16 protein-coding genes are annotated in these 22793 nt (G+C 43.8%); 13 read left to right on the top strand and 3 right to left on the bottom strand.

The features are described from left to right. Positions 1-142: 142 nt before the first annotated feature. On the bottom strand, positions 143-1138 hold the full coding sequence (locus AC5JP1_RS03910; protein ID WP_493843209.1) for a phosphatase PAP2 family protein: 996 nt from the start codon (positions 1136-1138) through the stop codon (positions 143-145). A gap of 440 nt (positions 1139-1578) precedes the next feature. Between AC5JP1_RS03910 and accB the strand changes: the two genes are divergently transcribed. The 10 genes from accB (at position 1579) to AC5JP1_RS03860 (ending at position 11531) form a co-directional block, all read left to right on the top strand. Beyond that, positions 1579-2061: an acetyl-CoA carboxylase biotin carboxyl carrier protein gene (gene accB / locus AC5JP1_RS03905; protein ID WP_493843208.1), complete on the top strand. Its 483-nt coding sequence runs from the start codon at positions 1579-1581 to the stop codon at positions 2059-2061. Between the two features lie 79 nt (positions 2062-2140). Beyond that, positions 2141-3487, top strand: coding sequence for an acetyl-CoA carboxylase biotin carboxylase subunit (accC, locus tag AC5JP1_RS03900; RefSeq protein ID WP_493843207.1), 1347 nt, complete (start codon positions 2141-2143; stop codon positions 3485-3487). Between the two features lie 203 nt (positions 3488-3690). Further along, positions 3691-4344 carry a 5-oxoprolinase subunit PxpB gene (gene pxpB / locus AC5JP1_RS03895; RefSeq protein ID WP_493843206.1) on the top strand — a complete coding sequence of 218 codons (654 nt, stop codon included), beginning with the start codon at positions 3691-3693 and terminating at the stop codon, positions 4342-4344. 55 nt (positions 4345-4399) lie between these two features. Next, complete coding sequence (locus tag AC5JP1_RS03890) at positions 4400-5323, top strand: 5-oxoprolinase subunit C family protein (RefSeq protein WP_493843205.1); 924 nt, start codon at positions 4400-4402, stop codon at positions 5321-5323. After that, positions 5313-6050, top strand: a complete 738-nt coding sequence (gene pxpA / locus AC5JP1_RS03885) for a 5-oxoprolinase subunit PxpA (RefSeq protein WP_493843204.1) — start codon at positions 5313-5315, stop codon at positions 6048-6050. Before AC5JP1_RS03890 ends, pxpA begins: the two co-directional genes overlap by 11 nt. Before the next feature lie 41 nt (positions 6051-6091). Next, positions 6092-6535: an acetyl-CoA carboxylase biotin carboxyl carrier protein gene (locus AC5JP1_RS03880; RefSeq protein WP_493843203.1), complete on the top strand. Its 444-nt coding sequence runs from the start codon at positions 6092-6094 to the stop codon at positions 6533-6535. A gap of 265 nt (positions 6536-6800) precedes the next feature. Next, positions 6801-7256 (top strand): DoxX family protein, encoded by a 456-nt coding sequence (locus AC5JP1_RS03875; protein ID WP_493843202.1) that lies wholly within the window; start codon positions 6801-6803, stop codon positions 7254-7256. 46 nt (positions 7257-7302) lie between these two features. Next, positions 7303-8127 (top strand): DODA-type extradiol aromatic ring-opening family dioxygenase, encoded by an 825-nt coding sequence (locus AC5JP1_RS03870; protein WP_493843201.1) that lies wholly within the window; start codon positions 7303-7305, stop codon positions 8125-8127. A 410-nt stretch (positions 8128-8537) separates the two neighbouring features. Continuing rightward, complete coding sequence (locus tag AC5JP1_RS03865; protein ID WP_493843200.1) at positions 8538-10103, top strand: carboxylesterase/lipase family protein; 1566 nt, start codon at positions 8538-8540, stop codon at positions 10101-10103. A 300-nt stretch (positions 10104-10403) separates the two neighbouring features. Then, entirely contained in the window at positions 10404-11531 is a 1128-nt protein-coding gene (locus tag AC5JP1_RS03860; protein ID WP_493843199.1) for a M14 family metallopeptidase, read from the top strand. 107 nt (positions 11532-11638) lie between these two features. On the opposite strand, the gene AC5JP1_RS03855 is transcribed toward AC5JP1_RS03860, so the two are convergent. Together AC5JP1_RS03855 and AC5JP1_RS03850 are read right to left on the bottom strand one after the other, a co-directional pair. Beyond that, a complete protein-coding gene (locus tag AC5JP1_RS03855) occupies positions 11639-12763 on the bottom strand; it encodes a YHYH protein (RefSeq protein ID WP_493843198.1) in 1125 nt (374 codons plus the stop codon). 167 nt (positions 12764-12930) lie between these two features. Continuing rightward, entirely contained in the window at positions 12931-13833 is a 903-nt protein-coding gene (locus AC5JP1_RS03850) for a LysR family transcriptional regulator (RefSeq protein ID WP_443527231.1), read from the bottom strand. Between the two features lie 259 nt (positions 13834-14092). On the opposite strand from AC5JP1_RS03850, the gene AC5JP1_RS03845 reads away from it, so the two are divergent. The 3 genes from AC5JP1_RS03845 to AC5JP1_RS03835 all read left to right on the top strand — a co-directional run bounded on the left by AC5JP1_RS03845 (position 14093) and on the right by AC5JP1_RS03835 (position 22765). Continuing rightward, positions 14093-14965 (top strand): SDR family NAD(P)-dependent oxidoreductase, encoded by an 873-nt coding sequence (locus AC5JP1_RS03845; RefSeq protein WP_493843197.1) that lies wholly within the window; start codon positions 14093-14095, stop codon positions 14963-14965. Positions 14966-15077: 112 nt separating this feature from the next. Further along, on the top strand, positions 15078-16127 hold the full coding sequence (locus AC5JP1_RS03840; RefSeq protein ID WP_493844426.1) for a zinc-binding alcohol dehydrogenase family protein: 1050 nt from the start codon (positions 15078-15080) through the stop codon (positions 16125-16127). Positions 16128-16873: 746 nt separating this feature from the next. Further along, positions 16874-22765, top strand: coding sequence for a beta strand repeat-containing protein (locus tag AC5JP1_RS03835; protein ID WP_493843196.1), 5892 nt, complete (start codon positions 16874-16876; stop codon positions 22763-22765). Positions 22766-22793: the final 28 nt, after the last annotated feature.

Raw genomic sequence — 22793 nt, 5'->3', positions numbered from 1 at the left:
GTAAATCACGGAACATTTTATGTGCTTTCATATTGTCCGAGCGACCGATCCACATATTTTGAGGTGTTGGATCAAGCGCTTGCTATGGAGAGGTTGGATGATAATATTGAATATGCAGCTTTCATCATCCTAGCCTATAGTGCTACGTGAGCAGCGGAAACTGATAAATATTGGCATAAACAAAGATAGCAATCAGTACAGCCACGACACTGAACCACACCATATATCGCTGAGGCGCTGTCCATGCGATGCGCCAATTAATTTTGCCCCGCGCGGTCAGCCATTCCATTATGCTAATAGCGATGATTAACCATAATGACCCTACCAAAAACCCACCCATCACATCGCTAAGATAATGCTCATTGAGGACGATTCGACTCAGTCCTATAAGCAAAAATAGCAACAGAGCAAGTGACAAGATACGTACTTGTCGAACAAAACTTTGGCTAAAATGAATCATCATGTACGCAAGAAACCCATACAGTGCAATGCTGATGGTGGCATGACCACTTGGAAACGAATAGGTATGCTCTTGCAGCAAAATATCAATCGGGCGAGCGCGCTGAAAGACCATCTTATTTATAAAAGTAAAAGCAGTACTGCCAATAGTCGAGATCAGTAAACCTATAACGATATAAGGCTGACGCAACATCATACATAAAATAGCAGTCAGCAAGATGATCAAACAGGTGACGGGAGTAGAGCCTGAGCTGGTAATCAAAATAAAAAAATCTATAATGCCAGATTTGCGCAGTACACTCATATGATGCGATACAAACAGATCGGTGGTCACAATGGAGTCGGCACTCACCACATCCTCGACCAACCCTGCGAACAGCGCCAAAATATAGATATTCAACAGCGTTGATACAGTGAGTATCAATCCAGAAAAGTGACCACGTGCAAAGCGCTCTGCGATAAAGCCAAATAGCGCTGGGTATTTACGCTGTAGTCGTACCATCATTGGCAGGCGTGCCAGATGCTCTCTTAGCCAAAAATCAGCGCGAGAGATCAACGCCAATACGCGCTTACCATAACGAATCAATAAGTGCTGTATCAGCCATAATAATGCCATAATAAAAATAAGTACCACGCCCAAGCTGAGCAGTTGAGGATGTCGTTCAATAAATTGGATCATGGATAGACTTATTCCTTTTATCATAAAGGTTCGGTATCCAACTACCGAACGGTGTGCTGATTGTCGTGATTATTATGGCGATTGAATGGGTTTGAGAATTAAACATATAAGTCATAAACGGGATAGTCCTAGCACAACCAAACGGCAGACACTGTAACAGACCCTGTGATCGTTGCTGTCTAATTTTCTTTACAGTGTGTCGTTATTTAAATAAATGGTGATTTTACTGAGTAGCGTTTTGAGAAAATTACTTTTTTAGGCCCAATAGTTGTTTGAAAGGATAGGGTGCGTTATGGTTTTAGCCGGATTACTGTTTTTCATTATTGTTCTTATCTGACGTCCCACAAATTAAGCTCAGGTTGTTGAGGGAGTCACTCAAATAGTACTTTTAAAACTTAGAATAACAATTTTTACTTCACTCTGATGGAATGCCTAATCATATGAATATCAATTTTGCAGATCTAGAAAGACTCATCGAACTGGCAGAAGGTGCCGATATACAATCCTTAGAAGTGAGTGATGGTGATGCGCGTATCTCTATCGTTTGTCAATCTAATCACAGTGAAGAGAGTTCAAATCACATCAATAATAGCCACTCCAAAACAGCACATCTAAAGCCGCAAATTGATACCGATGTAGAGGGTGATTATAAGGCTGGCGTTACAGCGGCAGCAGACACTCATTCTCAAGTAATAGCGCCTATGCTCGGTACTTTTTATCTTCGCTCTGAGCCGACCGCTGAGGCGTTCTTTGAGGAAGGTGATCAGGTAGCAGTAGGGCAGACACTATGTATCATTGAAGCCATGAAAATGATGCATGAGGTAAAAGCAGAAGTTAACGGTACGATTCAAGAGATTCTGATCGAGGAAGGTGAGGTCGTAGAATATGCACAGCCCTTATTTATTATAGTGCCAGACAGTTAAAGTCACTCAACAGTTGCTCAATATTGTATAGACGCTGCACAAACACTGTATTTGACACTATATTTTTAAGGGAATAAACATGTTCACAAAAATCTTAATTGCCAATCGCGGCGAGATTGCGCTACGTATTATTCGAGCTTGTAAGCAGTTGGGTATTCAGTCAGTCATTGCCCATTCTGAATCAGACAAAGACTCGTTACCCGTACGCCTAGCCGATGAAAAAATCTGCATCGGGCCTGCCCATGCCACACACAGTTATCTTAACCAACGAGCGATTGTGTCTGCTGCAAAGCTTACCAATGCGCAAGCTATCCATCCAGGCTATGGATTTTTATCTGAAAACGCTGACTTTGCGGCCTTGATTGAAGACTCAGGTCTCACGTTTATTGGCCCAACGGCTGACAATATCAGAAACATGGGCGACAAGGTTGAAGCCAAAAAACAAATGACGAAGGCTGGCGTGCCTTGTGTACCTGGCTCCAATGGCGCTTTGCCAGCTGATTCAGAGCAAGTTATCAAGATTGCCCGTAACGTTGGTTATCCAGTCATCATCAAGGCAGCAAGCGGCGGCGGTGGGCGTGGTATGCGTGTGGTCGAAAAAGAAGCCGACTTACTCTCTGCGATTTCTATGACGCAAACAGAAGCCAAAGCCAATTTTGGTAGCGCTATCGTTTATCTCGAAAAATACCTACAAGCACCGCGTCATATCGAAGTGCAAGTCATGTCCGATACCCACGGCAATGCGATTTATTTAGGCGAGCGTGATTGCTCTATGCAGCGCCGTCATCAAAAAGTCATTGAAGAAGCGCCAGCACCCGGCATTACCGAAGAGCAACGTCAGAAAATAGGCCAAGCCTGTGTCACAGCTTGTGAGCAAATGCAGTATAGAGGCGCAGGCACGTTTGAGTTTTTATACGAAAACGGTGAGTTCTTCTTTATCGAGATGAATACTCGTGTGCAAGTTGAGCACACCATCACTGAGATGGTGACGGGCGTGGATATTGTGCAAGAGCAAATCAGAGTGGCTGCAGGGCTTACGCTAGCATACAAGCAACGTGATATTGCCATTACCGGACACGCTTTTGAGTGCCGTATCAATGCTGAAAACGCGCAGACATTTTTGCCAAATGCTGGACGCATAGACTACTGCCACATGCCAGCAGGGTTTGGTATCAGAGTAGACAGTCATGCTGAATCGAACTACACCGTACCGCCATCTTATGACAGTTTGATTGCCAAGATATGTGTACACGATCGATCAAGAGAACAAGCGATAGAAAAAATGCGTGCGGCATTATCGGAGGCGCAAATTACGGGTATTGATACCAATATTGGTTTGCATCAACGACTCTTTGAAGATGAGGTGTTTTGCGAAGGTCAAATGAGCATCCATTATCTAGAAGAGTGGATAAAAGACAATATATAAATCGGTCTTGCCCGCAAAAATGAAAACCAAATTTGACATTAGCGTTGGAAGCATAAGAATCAAGATGTAGTCGGTTCAATATAATTTGGATACAAGGAAGGCGAGTGAAAGTACTACAAGTTGTAGACTAAGCGAGCCTGACACCGTATCCAATTTATAGAGGATTTGACTGTAGTAGATAAAAAATAATGGAGTGCGTGCTGATGGAACTACAATGGCAACTATGCAGTGAAACCAATCTAGTGTTGTTTTTCCCTAAACCGATCACCTTAGAAAAACAACAAAAATGCTGGGCTTTATCAGACAGCATCCAGAAAATGCCAGAAGTCATCGAAGTAGTGATTGGCATGAATACGCTCAGTGTGTTCATCGTGCCATTAACTTGGGCTGAGCTGAATACTTTCAAAGATAAGCTATCAGATCTACTCAATGATATCCCTTCAAAAACTATCCAAGGTAAGCACGTCGAGATACCAGTGCATTACGGTGGAAAGTATGGCCCCGATCTAGCGGCCATGGCGAATGACCTAAATCTCTCAGTTGAAGCCGTTGTCGATCTACATACCAAAGCCACTTATACCGTTTACTTTATCGGTTTTCAGCCAGGATTTCCTTATCTTGGCGGATTATCTGAGTCGCTGTATTTCCCAAGGCATGCCATCCCTAGAACGCAAGTACCCGCAGGCTCAGTAGGTATAGGCGGCGAGCAGACAGGGGTTTATCCTTTTGAGTCTCCAGGCGGTTGGCAGTTACTCGGCCAGACGGATACTGCTTTATTTGATTTAACCAAAACCTCTCCGACGTTGCTTAACGCAGGCGATACTTTGGCGTTTAAAGCGATTGATATTCATCAATGAGCGATAAATAAAAAAAGATGTATGAATCAAAAAGATAAAAAAACAGGTGGTATCAATGAAAATTTTAACCGCGAGTGCCCTTGCCAGTATTCAAGATTCGGGACGTCTGGGTTACCGCAGTATGGGTGTGGGTAGAAATGGTGTGATGGACAGCTGGGCGCTACAAGCCGGCAACGCTTTGATGAAAAACGAAGCCAACGAACCCGCTATTGAAATAGCGCTCGGTGAGCTAACCATACAGTTTGAAGAAAACGTCAGCTTTTGCTTAACAGGTGCTTTGTACGAGGCGTATTTGGACGACAAGCGTGTTCCTTGCTATTGGCGTATCAATGCGATAGCTGGGCAGACGCTCAAACTTTTGCGCCCGCTACAGGGTATGTATAGCTATTTATGTGTGCACGGTGGCTTCGATATTGAGCCAGTATTGCAGTCGGTTAGCACCAATCTCAAAGCAGGATTTGGCGGATTTGAAGGCAGATACCTAAAAGCCGATGACAGCTTAACGGTAAAAACTGAATCAAACCTGCCTGTCATTGGGGTGGCTCGACTTGCACCAACCGATGTCATTAGAGTGATAAAAAGCAGTGAGTATGATTGCTTCACTGAGTCGTCTCAACAAGCTTTGGAAACACAACTTTGGAAACTACAAACCAGTAGCAACCGTATGGGTTACCGCCTTGAGGGAGCAACAGCGCTTGAATTTGGTAAGCCAGTAGAAATGAGCTCACATGGCGTTGATATTGGAATGATTCAGGTGCCACCGCAAGGGCAGCCGATTATTTTGATGGCGGATGGGCAAACAACGGGTGGCTATCCGAAAATTGCAACCGTGATTCAAGCAGACATAGGTCTGATGGCACAGATTAGATTTAGCAAAACCTGTCAGTTCGTCGTTGTGTCATTAGAGCAAGCGTTAAAGGAACAGCAAAACAGACAACACTATATCGATCAAATAAAGGAGTATGCCAATGAAAATTGATTTAAATGCTGATGTGGCGGAAGGCTGCGGGCAAGACGATAAATTACTAACGATAGTCAGCTCAGCGAATGTCTGCTGCGGTCTTCACGCGGGTTCTTACAGCGAGATGCTAGCCACGTTGCAATTGGCAAAAGCAAACAACGTGAGCGTAGGCGCACATCCTGGTCTAAACGATAGAGAAAACTTTGGCCGTATTCATGAGCCGTTAAGCGAAGCCGATTATCGTGCTTTATTGATGTATCAGTTGGGTGCAACCAAAGCGCTCTGTGACTTGGTTGGTGTATCATTAGATTACGTAAAACCGCACGGAGCATTGTACAACCAAGCCGCTATTGATGAAGATTTATCAGACATCTTGGTGAGTGAAATCAAACGATTTGATCCAAGCCTAAAGGTCATGGGTTTGTCCGGCAGCTATTTGGTTGAATCAGCCAAAAAACATGGTTTAGAAGCCATATCAGAAGTGTTCGCTGATAGGAACTATGAAAAAGACGGCTCGCTGGTCTCTCGTAGCAAAGACAACGCTCTGATAACTGACACAGATGATGCGGTTAAGCATGTGTTGCAGATGATTACTGAAGGGACGGTCACCAGTGTTTGTGGCCAAACCGTACCAGTAGAAGCGCAAAGCATCTGCCTACATGGGGATGGCGAACACGCCATTTTATTTGCCCAAGAAATAAAGAAACAACTAGAGCTCAAAGGTATCACCATATCTGCCTACTAAATATCTCGGTCTCAGTTAAATATTGAGTTAAGGAATCTATTATGGATATAGAGCAAATAGCGCGTGTGGTCAAGTTGGTTGAAAGCAGTCAATTGCATGAAGTGACTATTGCTGATGGTGATCAGTCCATCAGAGTGGTCAACAATCTAGGATTGCCAAGTAAGGCAAGTCATGTAGCCACTAACGATACTACTAACGATGTTACTAGCGTTGCTACTGAGCCCAATAAACCAGACCGTAAAATAAGGCAAATATGTGCGACCTATGTGGGGCAGGTCTACTTAAGCGAGGACGCTACAACAGATGATCTTATTAAAGAAGGGGATAGTATTCAAAAAGGTCAAACCGTTTGCTTTATTGATGAGTTGACCCGTTTGCTACCAGTTGTAAGTGATAAGAATGGTATTGTCACGGCAATCTTGGTTGAAAGTGGGCAAGGTGTTGAGTATGGGCAGCCCATCATGGTACTCGCAGACAACACGTAATTTAGGCACTCGTATATTAGTATGGTTATTGTTTCTACCTTTATTGCCTCAAGCGTTTAAGTAGTGCGGTGATAGCTTGTCGAGGGATTGCATCAATGTCATTGCCACCCATTTTTTCTACTATTCAATACCAAACCAACTATAAACGCTGTGTTGATAATCATTCAATATAAGTGGGCTTACTCTTTTATAGCGACGATAGTAAAGTATGTTTATATCAATATTCAATCACTTATCGCACTAATACGTTATGGAGTAAGTACCAATGAAATCATCGCTACTAAACAAAATGTTGACCTCTAAAGCTGGGGTTGCTGCCCTAATTCTTCGTGTACCTGTCGGCATAATCTTGATGGCGCACGGTGCCCAAAAGCTCTTTGGTTGGTTTGATGGCAATGGGCTGGCAGGAACGGCACAGTGGCTGAGCAGTATGGGCATGGAGCCTGGGTTGCTGATGGCCATATTGGCTGGCGGCGCTGAGTTTTTCGGTGGACTCGCTCTAGTACTTGGGTTACTCACACGACCTGCTGCACTGGTCGCTGCATTCACAATGCTAGTGGCTATTTTTTCTGTCCATATCAGCAACGGGCTATTCTCTGCTAACGGTGGCTACGAGTATGCATTGACCTTGATGGTTGCTTTACTGTCTTTGGCCGTACAAGGTGGTGGCTCTTTTAGTATAGACAAAGCATTGGCAGAAAAGTTAGAACATGCATCATAGTTGGCTTTAGAGAGTTGCCTTTGACGAATATGACAAGGAGAGAGTTATGACAGCACGTTCATCTGGCCAGACAGTTATTCAACCTGTCCTGTTTATACCACATGGTGCTGGACCTTGTTTTTTTATGGATTGGCAACCTACAAATACATGGGATGGTATGGCGGATTTTTTGACAGGTATTCATACTCGACTTCCGGAGCGTCCAAAGGCTATCTTAATAATTAGCGCGCACTGGCAGACGCCTGAGTTTACAATTACTACGAGCATAGCGCCTGATCTCATTTATGATTACTATGGTTTTCCTGATCATACGTATCAGCTGATTTATCCAGTATCAGGTGAGCCAGTATTGTCCAAGCGAGTCAGTAACCTGCTGACAGCGGCAGGCATGCCGAATACGCAAGATGCGTCACGCGGTTTTGATCATGGGGTATTTATACCGCTAAAAATGATGTTTCCTAAGGCAGATATTCCAGTAGTACAGTTGTCACTGCGTAATAATCTAGACCCGCAAGTGCATTTGGCGGCAGGTCAAGCACTGCAGGCATTACGTCAAGAAGGTGTATTAATCATCGGAAGCGGTATGAGCTTTCATAATATGAGGGGCTATGGCGATGTACATTTTACAGCGCCGTCAGAGATTTTCGATGACTGGTTGACCCAAACGATTGAATCTGACTCAGAGCAGCGAGATGCAGCGCTTAGAGACTGGTCGATGGCGCCTCACGCGCTTGACTCACATCCCTTAGATGCAGAGGAGCATTTACTGCCGCTGATGGTAATAGCAGGTGCAGCAGGTAATGATAAAGGCGCCAAAATTTACTCCGAGCAAGTACTTAAAACGCAGTTATCCGCTTTTCAGTTTGGCTAAATGTTGATACAACAGTTCTAGTTTTCTTAGTAATGTAGAGTAGTGGTCTCTCAAAAGTTGCGAGTACGACTCATATCGTCTTATCAGAACGGGCTTGCAAACGATAAAACCCTTACGTTTGTCTCATAAAAATCTGCACAAGAAAACAGTATTATTCTAGGGCGTGTCTTCAATTCAATCGATGGTCATCTAAATGGACTAAAAATGGCTAAATTTTGCCAAACCGCGTCAAATAGCTGGTTAATATCTCGATATTATTTACACTATTTTCCTTGTTTGACGGCAATTTATCTCATTTTTATTACCATCTTTAAAATAAAGACACGCCCTAGAGGAAAGTCACTGTTTTGATGGCTATTAAGAAGATAGCAGGTAGGCAATCGACAAAAAATAAAAAAGGAGTAGCAGCCATGATGATTAACAAGGTGAGTAGGGCGTGTCAAAAGGTGGTCATTGTACTGTTGAGTGTCAGTATGGTTTCTGCATTTGCTGCAAATAATGAAGGGGAAAAAATGAACATTACCGTTTCTCAAGGTGAGTTAAAAGGCAAAGCAGATAATGGCGTTACTACTTTTTACGGTATTCCTTATGCACATAACCCTTTCACAAAAGCGCTTAGGTTTAAGGCACCGCAGTCTTACGAGAAGTGGGAAGGCGTGCTAGATGCTACTGCCAAAACAGCACCAGTACCGCAGCCAGGACGAGAGAAAAAAGTTCAACTTGTGGGCGCTGCGGGTGACTTGACATTAAATATATGGGCACCCACAAATGCCCTAAAGACAGATAAGCAGTTACCTGTCATGGTTTGGCTACCCGGTGGTGCCTTTATACGAGCAGATGCAGGCGAGGAAGCCTATAACGGTACTAGCTTTGCAAAAAACGACACGATTGTCGTCACGGTAAACTACCGAGTTGGTGTTGACGGATTTATGCATCTAGATGGCGCCCCGGATAACAGAGGTATCCTAGATCAAATCGCTGCATTAAAATGGGTGCAGCAAAACATTGCTGACTTTGGTGGTGATCCAAACAAAGTTACCTTGTTTGGTCAATCAGCTGGTGCTGAAAGCGTCGCGGTACTTTTGGGTACTGATAAAGCAAAAGGTCTGTTTCAACAGGCAATTATGCAAAGTCCCCCGATGCAGTTTGTGACCACAGAACAAGCAGGTCGAGTCAGTACCCTTTTTGCTGAAGCGCTTGGGGTAGCACCTACGACGACCGGTATCTCTCAGGTACCGCTTGACGATTTGGTCTCTGAAGTGATTAATATTGGCAACACAGTAAAAGATAGAGACGAGTGGGGCATGATGTCTTGGGGTGGTACGGCGTTTTTGCCTGTGACCGATGGTGATATCATCAAAGAATCACCAATGAAAGACCTGATAAAATATGCAGATGCGTCTATTCCAGTGATTGTCGGTAGTACCGACCAAGAGGCAAGGCTTTACTCTGTACCAGGAGGTGCTATTGATAAGATTACTTCTACACAACGGTCTCAGTTGCTAAATGACTTATCATTGAATGGTAAGCCACTTAAGGTATATGCACCTACTAATAGCGACAAGTCTGTTGGCGATAGCTTTGCTGACATTCAATCAGATTATACTTTTCGCATGCCAGCAGTACACATCGCTGAGCATTTAAACAAAAACGGTAATAAAGTATGGCATTATAACTTTTCGTGGTTTTCGCCAGCATTCGATGGACGGCTAGGCGCGGCACACTTTGTAGATGTGCCTTTTACCTTTAATGCGCTCGGTAGCGAGCAAGCCAAAAGTTTTGTTGGCGATGAGCCACCGCAAAAACTTGCCAATACCATACACCAAAACTGGATTGAGTTTGCTCGTACTGGGCAAGTGAGCTGGGACAGTTATAAGCTTACAGATCGAACAACTATGAGATTCGATATAGATTCTGAAGCGGTCGATGACCCTGAGCACGATGTCAGAATGTTATGGTCCGATTACTCGTTCTAAATGGGTTCTATAGCTGATGACGGCTTTGCTAATGTGAAGCCGTTATTTTATTGTGCGGATATAAATATTTGATGGCATGAGAAGCAATCTGATTGAGCAATAGTGGGTGTAGTATCCTAGTGTTTTTAGACATAGGACGCTAGTACCGTCAGCTTAGTAAGCTTTTGACTTGAAAAGAATTGTACCATGACCAATTAAGTATAGCAGTTATAGGCGCTAGCAAAATAAGTATTGGGATAAAACCATCAGTTTATAACACACCGATAGAGTACGATTATAATAATTAGATAAGGAGCCATTATGCGCATTACAGCTAATTTCGACGCTGGTAACATTGAAATACTTAACATAGAAGATAAAAAAGATATCCAACTGGCTATTCGTCCGGACGTTGGCGAAGCATTTTTCCAGTGGTTTAACTTTCGCCTCTCAGGCGAGGTTGGCGAAGAGTACGTTCTCAATATTGTCAATGCAGGAGAGGCGTCTTATCTAGAAGGGTGGGAGGGCTACCAAGCAGTGGCGTCGTATGATCGTCAGCATTGGTTTCGTCTACCAACTTCTTATAGGGAGGGCACATTGACCATCGTGGCAGAGTTAGAGTGCGAAACTATCCAAATTGCTTATTTTGCCCCTTATAGCTATGAGCGTCATCAAGACTTATTGGCTGCCGTCCAGACGCATCCATTCGTGACTCTAGAGCATTTAGGGGACACCCTCGACAAGCGTGATTTAACGTTAGTAAAAATCGGTGATGGTGATGCTAATAAACGCAACATCTGGATTACAGCGCGTCAGCACCCTGGTGAGACGATGGCGGAGTGGCTAATTGAGGGGTTGCTGTATAGCTTGTTAAATAGTGACAACGCAACAGGCAGACAGTTATTAGAAAAAGCCAATTTCTATATCGTGCCCAATATGAACCCCGATGGTAGTGTGCGTGGACATCTACGTAAAAATGCTGCTGGAACCAATCTCAATCGCGAATGGGCAAATCCAAGTTTGGACAAAAGCCCTGAAGTCTTTTATGTGATTCATAAGATGAAAGAAACGGGCGTTGATCTGTTTTATGATGTACATGGTGATGAGGCGCTGCCATATGCGTTCCTCGCAGGCTCTCAAGGAATACCAAGCTATAATGAGCGTCTGGCACATCTACGCGATAGATTTTCAGAAGTATTGACACTCGCCAGTGCGGACTTTCAGACTAAAATCGGCTATGACGTTGACGCCCCAGGAGAGGCAAATATGACACTTGCAACCAATTGGGTCGCTGAGCATTTTGATTGTCTTGCCAATACTTTGGAGATGCCGTTCAAAGATAACGATAATCTGCCTGATGAGGAGATGGGCTGGTCGCCAGAGCGTTCTGTGCAGCTAGGTGAGGCCTCGCTTGTTGCTATGCTGGCCGTCGTTGATGATTTACGATAGTTGCTAGGTGAGCAATGCAGCATAACTTTATGTACGACACTAACCTCTGCTATTCATTCATATGATAGCAGAGGTTTTTTGATTCAGTGCCTACTTTATAGCATACGTTATTGGTTAGATTCAGGCTTTGGTAAAGGGTTACCATTTTCGTCAACAGGGGGAGCGCCTCTATTGCCACGCATATCTGCCTTGCATTCAGTTTCACCCGCTTCAACGCTACAACCGGGCTCTGATGTGAAGCAACCTAGAATTTTATTCGATCCTGCTGCTCCAGCATGGTAATGATAGCCTAGCGCCTGCGTACTATGACCATTGCATTGATCTAGGCCTGATACCTCACTGCCTTTAGTATCAGTATGGCTCCAAAGGGTAAATCCATCTGCTGCGTAGCCAAGTAACGTCGCGTGATCGTTTGCGACGCCCAAGCTTTTGGTCGTTTTGTCAGTAACGGCATGATAATGATAGCCGACGTGAGGATTGACATGACCGCCAAAATCATCGAATGGCGCAAGCGTATGCGCACTCAAAATAGCATCAACAGGTGCCGAAGCATCAAACTTTACGCCATTTAAAGCAAGTCCCACACCAGAAGCTGCAGTAATTTGGTACATATCAGCACCGGTCTTTGGGTAAGCTGGGATCAGATAAGTAAGGGTTTGTGTCTCTACATATTCTGGTTGGCACTCAACACAGTAATTTTGATATTCAGCTTCTACATTAGGTTTAGCTGCTGCCAAACACGCTTGCTTGCTGTCTGTGACTTTAATATCACCTGTGATCGGATTATATAATTGCCATTCGTCATCTTTATAGAAGGTGGCTAGGTTTTTTATAAAGTTGCCATCCGCATCGTAGACTTGACCTTCATCTAGCCAGATACCAGCACTATCAGCACCTTCACTGACGTTGCGTGGACACCATGGACCTACTTCATGCCCTCTGTTCTTATTTAGCTCCACGGTTAACTGAAAACACTCAGTTTTTGTACCACTTGCCAAGGTACATTCCACCAATTCATCTGCTATCTCGATGCCATCATTTGCAAAAGCTTGCTTAAACATTTCTACATCAGTATGAGGTTCTACATGGTCATGACTGTGCACTTCACCATTATCATGTGAGTGTTCTGCACTCTCATCAGTAGTCGTATTACATCCTGTTAATCCAATCGCTACTAATAGAGGCAAGCCTAGATTTCTGGTTATTGCACCAAATGAATTTTGAAGTTTCATCTTTTGTTTCCGCTCACGCGAGTTAAGTTTTTGTACACAACATATGTATCTATAATACACTATTGATATATCCAACATCACCGATATTACTTTATAGTAACGGACTTGTTACACTTCTTAATTCTGAGCGTTTAGGTATCCGCTATATTTTTCTACTTATCTTATGGTCAGAGTGATATGTGCTGTACACAGCTAATTAAGTAGTCCTTTACTGCGTTAAATAAGGGATCAATCAAACGCCTTTCAGGGCAAATTAGATATAGCGGATAGCGCGCGACTTGCCAGCCGTCTAATTTGATCTCAATCAGTTGTCCTTCCTTTATGTCAGAGGCAACATCCAGACGAGATTTTAGCGCAATACCATGGCCCAATATAGCCCAACGTCTGGCAACGTCACCATCCTTACTGCGCCGATTGCCCGACACGGCGACACTCGCTTGCTTACCTGCACGCTCAAACGCCCATTGACTAAAGTATTTGTCATTGTGTCCAATACAAAGACAGTTATGGTCAGTCAAATCTTGCGGCGTTCTAGGTTCACCAAATTTTTCTAGATACGCTGGTGCAGCGCATAGGATAGGACGATTGTCTAAAACGATAGGCAGTGCAATTAGTGAAGAGTCTTTTGGGTTGCCATAACGCAATGCTAGGTCAATCTGTTGTCCATATAGGTCTACCTGACCATCAGAGACATGAAGTTGCAAATCAACATTGGGATGAGTCTGCATAAAATCGTCTAACCAGTGCAACACACAGTTACGCCCCAAGTCTGAAGGTGCTGACATGCTGATAGTACCGGTGAGCTCAGCATCATTATTCTGTAGCTCAGCGTAGGCATTGTCCAAGATACCCACCGCTTCTTTACAGTGCTGCAAGAACTGCACACCCTTATCAGTGAGACGAATTTTGCGTGTTGAGCGAATAAACAATACGGTGTTGATATCGCTCTCCAAACGTTTGATAGCGGCACTAACGACTGCTGGAGAGAGGTCCATGTGGCGCGCGCAAGCAGATAAGCTCTCCATGCGTGCTGTCTCTATAAAAATACGTAAGTCCTGTAAATTTTTCATAATATTATCTTATCGGAGTACCAAATATAGGGTATGTCAGCTATTTGCTTGAGGCACGAATAGAAACTATTGTCTAAAATATAGCAAAGAACTGACGATAAAATAAATTATTTTCAAAATAATATTGAAAGTGTTTTTGATAATGGCTGCTGTTTGAATGACAACACTTTCATTACAATGGGTGCCATGACGGTGGATAAAATAAACCATATATCCAGAGCGATAACTATAATTCGAACCATAAGGATGGTTGATAACTATGAGTAAAACTAAAACTATTTTGATCACCGGTAGCACCGACGGTATCGGTAAATTGGCTGCTTTAAAATTAGCAGAGGCTGGGTATCACGTTTACCTGCATGGCCGCGATGCTGACAAGCTTGCTAGTGTGATAGCTGAAGTCCAAGCAGTGTCAACAGGCGACGCGATAGAGCATATTGATGGGTTTGTCGCGGATTTCTCAAATCTGACAGAGGTACTTAAGATGGCTGCAGACGTCAATGAAAAGCTGCCAAAGCTTGATGTCCTCATAAATAATGCAGGAATTTATACCACGGCATCAGCGATGACCAAAGAGGGTCTAGATGTACGCTTTGTGGTCAATTACCTTGCGCCTTACGAGCTGACCAACGCGCTATTACCGTTACTCAAACAGTCTGCTCAATCGAGTAGCGCAAATCCGCGCATTATAAACTTAAGCTCAGCTGCCCAAGCGCCGATATCTTATAAGGCATTTATGGGACAAGCGCATCTGGATGATAAAGCCGCCTACGCGCAAAGTAAGCTGGCATTAACGATGTGGAGTAGGCACTTAGCGAATAGGGTTGCTAGCGATAATATTAACGTGATTGCGGTCAACCCAGGGTCGCTATTAAATACCAAAATGGTCGATGAAGCGTATGGTCAGTATTGGTCATCAGCAGACAAAGGCGCAAATATCCTAACGGCATTGGCGGTCTCGGATGAGTTCGCGGACGACACGGGCAAATACTTTGATAACGATATCAAAGATGGTGTGCATGGCGATGCCAGAGGCGAGTTTGGAAAACCGCATACCGATGCGTTAAATAAAGACACTATTGCCGAGCTTGAACAGCAAACGCAAACTGTATTGCAGTCCATTTTTGCCTAGCACTTATATTTTATAGGGCTTATAACTTATGTCATCAGTTAACTGCTAGAAGTTAACTGTTAAACCATCAAAATCACTTTTATTAAAAATAGGATACAGCATTATGACCACCATCAAAGCCATTGGCTATCAAGACAATCTCGCCATCGATAACGAAAAAGCGCTACAAGATATCACCCTTGATAAGCCAACTGCGACAGGCCATGACATTCTGGTAGAGGTCAAAGCCATATCCGTAAATCCAGTGGATTATAAGATCCGTCAATCGCGTCCTGCACCAGAGGGTGAGTATGCAGTGATTGGTTGGGATGCCGCGGGCATCGTGACAGCGGTTGGCGAAGAAGTCAGCTTATTCTCAGTTGGGGACAAGGTGTATTACGCGGGGGATCTGACCCGTTCAGGGAGCAACGCTGAGTATCAACTGGTTGATGAGCGCATCGTTGGGCGTATGCCAGCATCGCTGTCATTTGCTGAGGCAGCGGCATTACCACTTACCACAATCACGGCTTGGGAGATGTTGTTTGAGCGCTTGCAAGTGCCTGTTAATAATGGCTCGGCAGATAAAAACGGTAGTGATGAGCGTGCTAATGACGTTTCAGTATTGGTCATTGGTGCAGCGGGCGGGGTTGGTTCTATTTTAACGCAGCTATTAAAAGCACGAACCTCTGCCACAGTCATCGGTACGGCATCACGAGAGGAGAGTGTACAGTGGTTAAAGGATCTAGGCGCAAATCATGTGATCAATCATCGTAACCCGTTGTTTGATGAGCTACAGAAGACAGGTATCAGTGAAGTAGATTATGTCATCAGTCTAAACAACACTGATGAGCATTATGCAGAGATTATCAAATGCTTAAAGCCACAAGGTAAATTAGGACTCATCGATGATCCTGAGTCATTAGACATTAAAGCGCTTAAAACTAAATGTCTGAGCCTACATTGGGAGTTTATGTTTACGCGCTCTATGTTCCAGACACCAGATATGATTGAACAGCATCGTTTATTGACGGACGTCGCCAACATGATTGATGCAGGCGAGATCAAAACCACCGTTGCCCACAATCTTGGTACTATCACGGCTGAACATGTGCGTCATGCACATCAAATGCTAGAGAGTCAACAAGCGCATGGCAAGATTGTATTAGAAGGTTGGACTGCGTAAGACTTAGATATACATTAGAAAGCATTATTTTAAAAACAAAAAAACCACCCTCGCTTGCATGGCGAGGGTGGTTTTTTTTGTTTACGAGCTGACATTCTATACGTTCTTTATCTCTCATTTGGCTTATGTGCATTTTATTTAATCGTTTGCTTTTTTCAGTGATGGTCCAGTCAACATGGATTATCATTGCACATTTTCGTAATAAATATTTCTATAAAGTAACTACTAAGCAGCTATAAAGTTAACAAACTATTTTCGACAAAGAGTTTTAGAAGACCTGTCTTTCGCTATTTTTCTGTTATAGGCATTTTTATAAAAATAAACAATACATAGCTTAACCAGTGATTTCTATAAGATTATTAAGGTATGGAATCACTTGGTTGTGTATTTATATCATTTTATAAATATATTCTTGCAATAATTGTGAAACAGTAATATTCTTACAAAGTAGTAGCTATTAATTACAAATATACAACTGTAATTAATTTTATGTCATAAATTGTGTGAGCGACGAACGGTTATTTTAGTGGTGTGAACGGTTATTTTTATATGACAAACGGTATTGTATGTAAACTAATTTTATGGTATGAATTTTTAATATTTTTTATATAGCTGTCTCACTTCTTACAAGCCTTTTGTATGTAGTATCTATCAGACATGGGTAAAACTCGAAATTTATTTATAGTTTCAAGCACATTTTTACTGCGTGTTGTAATGAATTTTTATTTAAAAAAAGAGTATGACTTATGATAAAGACCACTACCAAAAAACCTACACTACAAAAAACGGCGCTCATAATCGCTATGAGTGCAGTGAGCTTTCCCTCATATGCACTAGCTCCTGGTGATGATACTTATACGTATGGTGATGAAGGCCAAGTTATTGTCAGTAATCGTGATCGAAGTATCGATAACAGTAATCGAATCGGTGCCAATGAGCCTTTCATACAAGAATTAAGAGATCTTAGAGATAATCCACCAGCAACACCAGTTGTTCCACCTGGACCAACTGTGCCAGATCCAAATGCGCCGCCTCCATCATCTGGGGGTAATGGAAATTTAACATCAGCGCCTGTGAGTGGTAGGACCTGTTCAGAAACAATTGAAAATGATATTCGTGCTATAGAATATACACAGCTAGGTGTCGATATAGCGGCAATAGCCATAGAAGCAGCTGGTGAAGCAATACAAGCGGCACCTTTTGGTGCAGGGGCTGGAGGTTCCGTTCTGATCGTTGGGTCACTAGCGACTCAAGCAGCTAATATTGCACTGGGGTTTGGTGCATTGGAACTAGATGCCCAAGCTGCTGATGCACCATCATGTGGGCAAGAGTTTGTCGGTGATGTAGAGGTGACAGAAGGTGCAAATGTCGTCGTTAGTGATGCGCAAGGCAATAGAACAATATCATTAGGTCCTGATGGAAACGGCAACCTACAACCCGGCGTAGCTATTGGTGGTGGACAAATTACAGGAGCAGGTGATGGAAACTTAGCCACAGCATCAAACCGTACTGCTATTGCGATCGGAAACAGTGCTAGAGCAACAGCCTTGAATAGTACGGCTATTGGGGAAACCGCCGTAGCTAGTGGATTAAATTCAAGTAGTTATGGTGGACAGTCTCAAGCGACAGGCGAAAACAGTACTGCAATTGGACGAGATGCTCAGGCAACTGAAAACAACGCCACCGCAACGGGTGCAAGTAGTAGAGCGATAGGAGAGAACAGTACAGCTGTTGGACAAGGCGCATTAGCTAACCAGCTGAATACTACAGCAACAGGTATGAATAGTAGAGCGACGGGTACGGATAGTACGGCTAATGGACAGGATGCGCAAGCCACCAATACAAATACAACGGCAATGGGCGTGAGCAGTAGAGCGACGGGTACGGATAGTACGGCTAATGGACAGGATGCGCAAGCCACCAATACGAATACAACGGCAATGGGTGTGAGCAGTAGAGCGACGGGTACGGATAGTACGGCTAATGGACAGGATGCGCAAGCCACCAATACAAATACAACGGCAATGGGTGTGAGCAGTAGAGCGACGGGTACAGATAGTACGGCTAATGGACAAGACGCACAAGCTACCAATACGAATACAACAGCAATGGGCGTGAGCAGTAGAGCGACGGGTACAGATAGTACGGCTAATGGACAAGACGCACAAGCTACCAATACAAGCAGCACAGCAACAGGTGTAAGCAGTAGAGCAACGGGTCTAAGCAGCACAGCAACCGGACAAAATGCACAAGCTATTGCAGAGAATGCAACGGCACTTGGACAAGGTGCACTAGCCGACAAACTGAACACAACTGCAACCGGTGTGAGCAGTAGCGCAACTGGTCTAAACAGCACAGCAACCGGACAAAACGCACAAGCCACCCAAGCGAATGCAACAGCGTTAGGTCGCAATGCGAAAGCCACCGCCGTCAATACAATCGCAACTGGTGTCAATAGTACAGCGCAAGGTATAGAAGCCACCGCAACCGGTTTTGAGACCACAGCATCAGGTGCTTATGCGACTACTTCAGGCAGTAGAGCAATTGCTTCTGGGTTTGGTACAACCGCAAGTGGTGCACAAAGTGAAGCAACAGCAGATCGTGCAACAGCGGCAGGTTATGACAGTGTGGCCTCAGCCAATAACAGTACAGCAACCGGTGCAAACTCACTCGCAACTGGTCTAAACAGTACAGCAACCGGACAAAACGCACAAGCCACCCAAGCGAATGCAACAGCGTTAGGTCGCAATGCGAAAGCCACCGCCGTCAATACAATCGCAACTGGTGTCAATAGTACAGCGCAAGGTATAGAAGCCACCGCAACAGGTTTTGAGACTACAGCATCGGGTGCTTATGCAACTACCTCAGGCAGTAGATCAATTGCTTCTGGGTTTGGTACAACCGCAAGTGGTGCACAAAGTGAAGCAATAGCAGATCGTGCAACAGCATCAGGTTATGACAGTGTGGCCTCAGCCAATAACAGTACAGCAACCGGTGCAAACTCACTCGCAACTGGTCAAAACAGCACAGCAACCGGACAAAACGCACAAGCAACGGCCGTAAGCACAACAGCCATGGGTGCAAGCAGTAGAGCGACAGGTGTAAACAGCACGGCAATTGGCCAAGATTCATTGGCAGACAATATAAACACCACCACAATGGGCGTTAGAGGTAAAGCGACGGGTATAGAAGCCACCGCAACCGGTTTTGAAACCACAGCATCAGGTGCTTATGCGACTACTTCAGGTAGTAGAGCAATTGCTTCTGGGTTTGGTACAACCGCAGGTGGTGCACAAAGTGAAGCAACAGCAGATCGCGCAACAGCAGCAGGTTATGACAGTGTGGCCTCAGCCAATAATAGTACAGCAACCGGTGCAAACTCACTCGCAACTGGTCAAAACAGCACAGCAACCGGACAAAATGCACAAGCAACGGCCGTAAGCACAACAGCCATGGGTGCAAGCAGTAGAGCGACAGGTGTAAACAGCACGGCTAATGGACAAAATGCACAAGCCACTGCTGATAACACAACCGCAATGGGTGTCAATAGCAGGGCGACTGGTCTAGAAGCTACCACAACAGGCTTTGAGACCACAGCATCAGGTGCTTATGCGACTACTTCAGGCAGTAGAGCAATTGCTTCTGGGTTTGGCACAACCGCAAGTGGTGCACAAAGTGAAGCAACAGCAGATCGCGCAACAGCAGCAGGTTATGACAGTGTGGCCTCAGCCAATAATAGTACAGCAACCGGTGCAAACTCACTCGCAACTGGTCAAAACAGCACAGCAACCGGACAAAATGCACAAGCAACGGCCGTAAGCACAACAGCCATGGGTGCAAGCAGTAGAGCGACAGGTGTAAACAGCACGGCTAATGGACAAAATGCACAAGCCACTGCTGATAACACAACCGCAATGGGTGTCAATAGCAGGGCGACTGGTCTAGAAGCTACCACAACAGGCTTTGAGACCACAGCATCAGGTGCTTATGCGACTACTTCAGGCAGTAGAGCAATTGCTTCTGGGTTTGGCACAACCGCAAGTGGTGCACAAAGTGAAGCAACAGCAGATCGTGCAACAGCATCAGGTTATGATAGCGTAGCGTCAGGTCTAAACAGCACAGCAACGGGTGCAAACTCAATAGCAACAGGCTCAAACAGTACGGCTAATGGACAAAATGCACAAGCTACCCAAGATAGTGCCACAGCGTTAGGGAGTAGTGCTATTGCGAGTGGTATCGATTCGTTGTCTATAGGTTCATCGAATAAATCTTTGGCGAGTAGGGCTCTATCGATCGGTTCTAATAACATCGTTGAGGCAGAAGGATCCTCTACTATTGGGCAGTCTAATATTATAAGAGCTACAAGCCCAAGCACTATCAGAGCAGCAAATGATATATCAGACAGTCACACACTTGGAAATAATAATCTTATTACCTCTAGTAATACGTTTGTTCTAGGCTCCAACATCAATAACTCAGGACAAACTGATAGCTTTGGTAATGCCATTCCAGTAGGTGATACGGTTACAAACTCGGTTTATTTGGGTAGCAATACAATTGCCACTACTGGCGATAAAGTAGGAACACAATTGTTGCAGAGTGATGGACAACAAGGTAGTACAACGACTGCTGGCAATACTGGCAGAGTAATAAACACAGTAATAGGTAGCGTCGACTACAGCAATTTTGCAGCAAGTACTGCAAATGGTGTCATCTCAGTCGGGTCAGCCAATGACGAGCGAAGAATTCAAAACCTAGCCGCTGGTGAAATCTCGCAAACCTCTTCAGATGCTATCAATGGCAGCCAATTGTATTCTGTGGCTAAAAATGTCTCACTAAACAGAGATATGGCTACTCAGAATCAGAGTGACATTACCGCTGCGAAAGTTGAAATTAATGAGAACAGGACTGCGTTGACCACAGCGAATAATCTTATTTCTCAGAATACGTCAAATATTGCAACTAATAAGACTGATTTAGTCAATGTTAAAGCCTCAACTTCTAAAAATACTGCCGATTTATTGACAGCTAATAATGCTATTTCTCAAAATACTAATGCGATTGCTAATTACTCCACTGCTTTGGGCAACACTAACAGAAGTGTGTCCAATAATGAAAGTGCGTTAATTATTGCTAATGCAGCGATTGCAAAAAACACTGGTGATTTGGTTACAGCTAATAATTTAATTTCTGAAAATACAGTTGCCATTGCAGAAAATTCAGGAAAGTTGATTGTCGTTGAATCAAATGTTTTAAAAAACACAAACGATTTAGCAAATGCCAATACCAAAATTTCAAACAACACCAATAATATCCTGCAAAACACTCAAAACTTAGCGTTAGCGAGTAGCCAAATAACTCAAAACAACAATAATATCTCGCAAAATGCAACAGATCTTGTTGTTGCCAATACCAAAATTTCAAAAAACACGGATGATATTTTGAAATACGGTCAGAGTCTATCTACTGCTAATAGTCAGATAACTAGGAACATCAGTAGTATTTCACAAAACGCTGAAGGATTAATGGCAGCAAATACAGCGATTACAGAGAATGCTAATAATCTAACAACGGCCAATGTCGCTATTGCAGAGAATGCCGAAGGATTAATGGTAGCAAATACAGCGATTACAGAGAATGCTAACAATCTAACAACGGCCAATATCGCTATTTCACAAAACGCTGAAGGATTAATGGCAGCAAATACAGCGATTACAGAGAATGCTAATAATCTAACAACGGCCAATGTCGCTATTGCAGAGAATGCCGAAGGATTAATGGCAGCAAATACAGCGATTACAGAGAATGCTAACAATCTAACAACGGCCAATATCGCTATTACAGAAAATGCCGAAGGATTAATGGCAGCAAATACAGCGATTACAGAGAATGCTAATAATCTAACAACGGCCAATATCGCTATTGCAGAGAATGCCGAAGGATTAATGGCAGCAAATACAGCGATTACAGAGAATACCGAAAGCTTAGTAACTGCAAATACAGCGATTGCCAAAAACAAAAGTGACTTGGTAAGTACTGATGCTAACGTTGCTAATCTGGGTTCAGCCGTCCAGCAGAATACTACTAAGATCGCTCAAGGAGTGACGTTTAGTGATGGCAATAGTAGCAATACTTACCAGTTAGGTGACACAGTTGCAATAAAGAGTACCAACCAAAATCTGTCTGTTCAGACGACAGGGGATGGCATTAGTGTAGGACTAAGTAATGATATTCAGTTGAATAGTATTCGAGTGAACAATGGTCCTAGCATGTCTAGTAATGGCATAAATGCTGCTAATACTAGAATAACCAACGTATCTCCAGGAATTAATTATAACGATGCTGTCAATGTCGGACAGTTATCAAAAGTTTATGAGTACAGCAGACAAGGTGATGAGATCGCCTATAAAGGTATCGCAATGTCAGCGGCGTTGTCTAACGGCTCAGATGCGGTAGCTAGACCTGGTCAGCTAGCAGGTATGGTTGGAGTAGGAAGTTTCAAGGGTAACACAGCTATGGCACTTGGGATGACATATCTGAGTAAGGAAAGTAACTATAAGATAACAGGAGGATTTGCATATGCTGGAAGCGACGACATTCTATATCAAGGTGGGCTTGCTTTCGCGATAGGTCGATAACACGTTCTTTCAACACCACAGTTTAGTA

Source organism: Psychrobacter sp. H29 (genome assembly GCF_059073055.1).
Note: the sequence above shows the minus strand (reverse complement) of the source record. Positions and strands in the feature narration are given on the sequence as shown.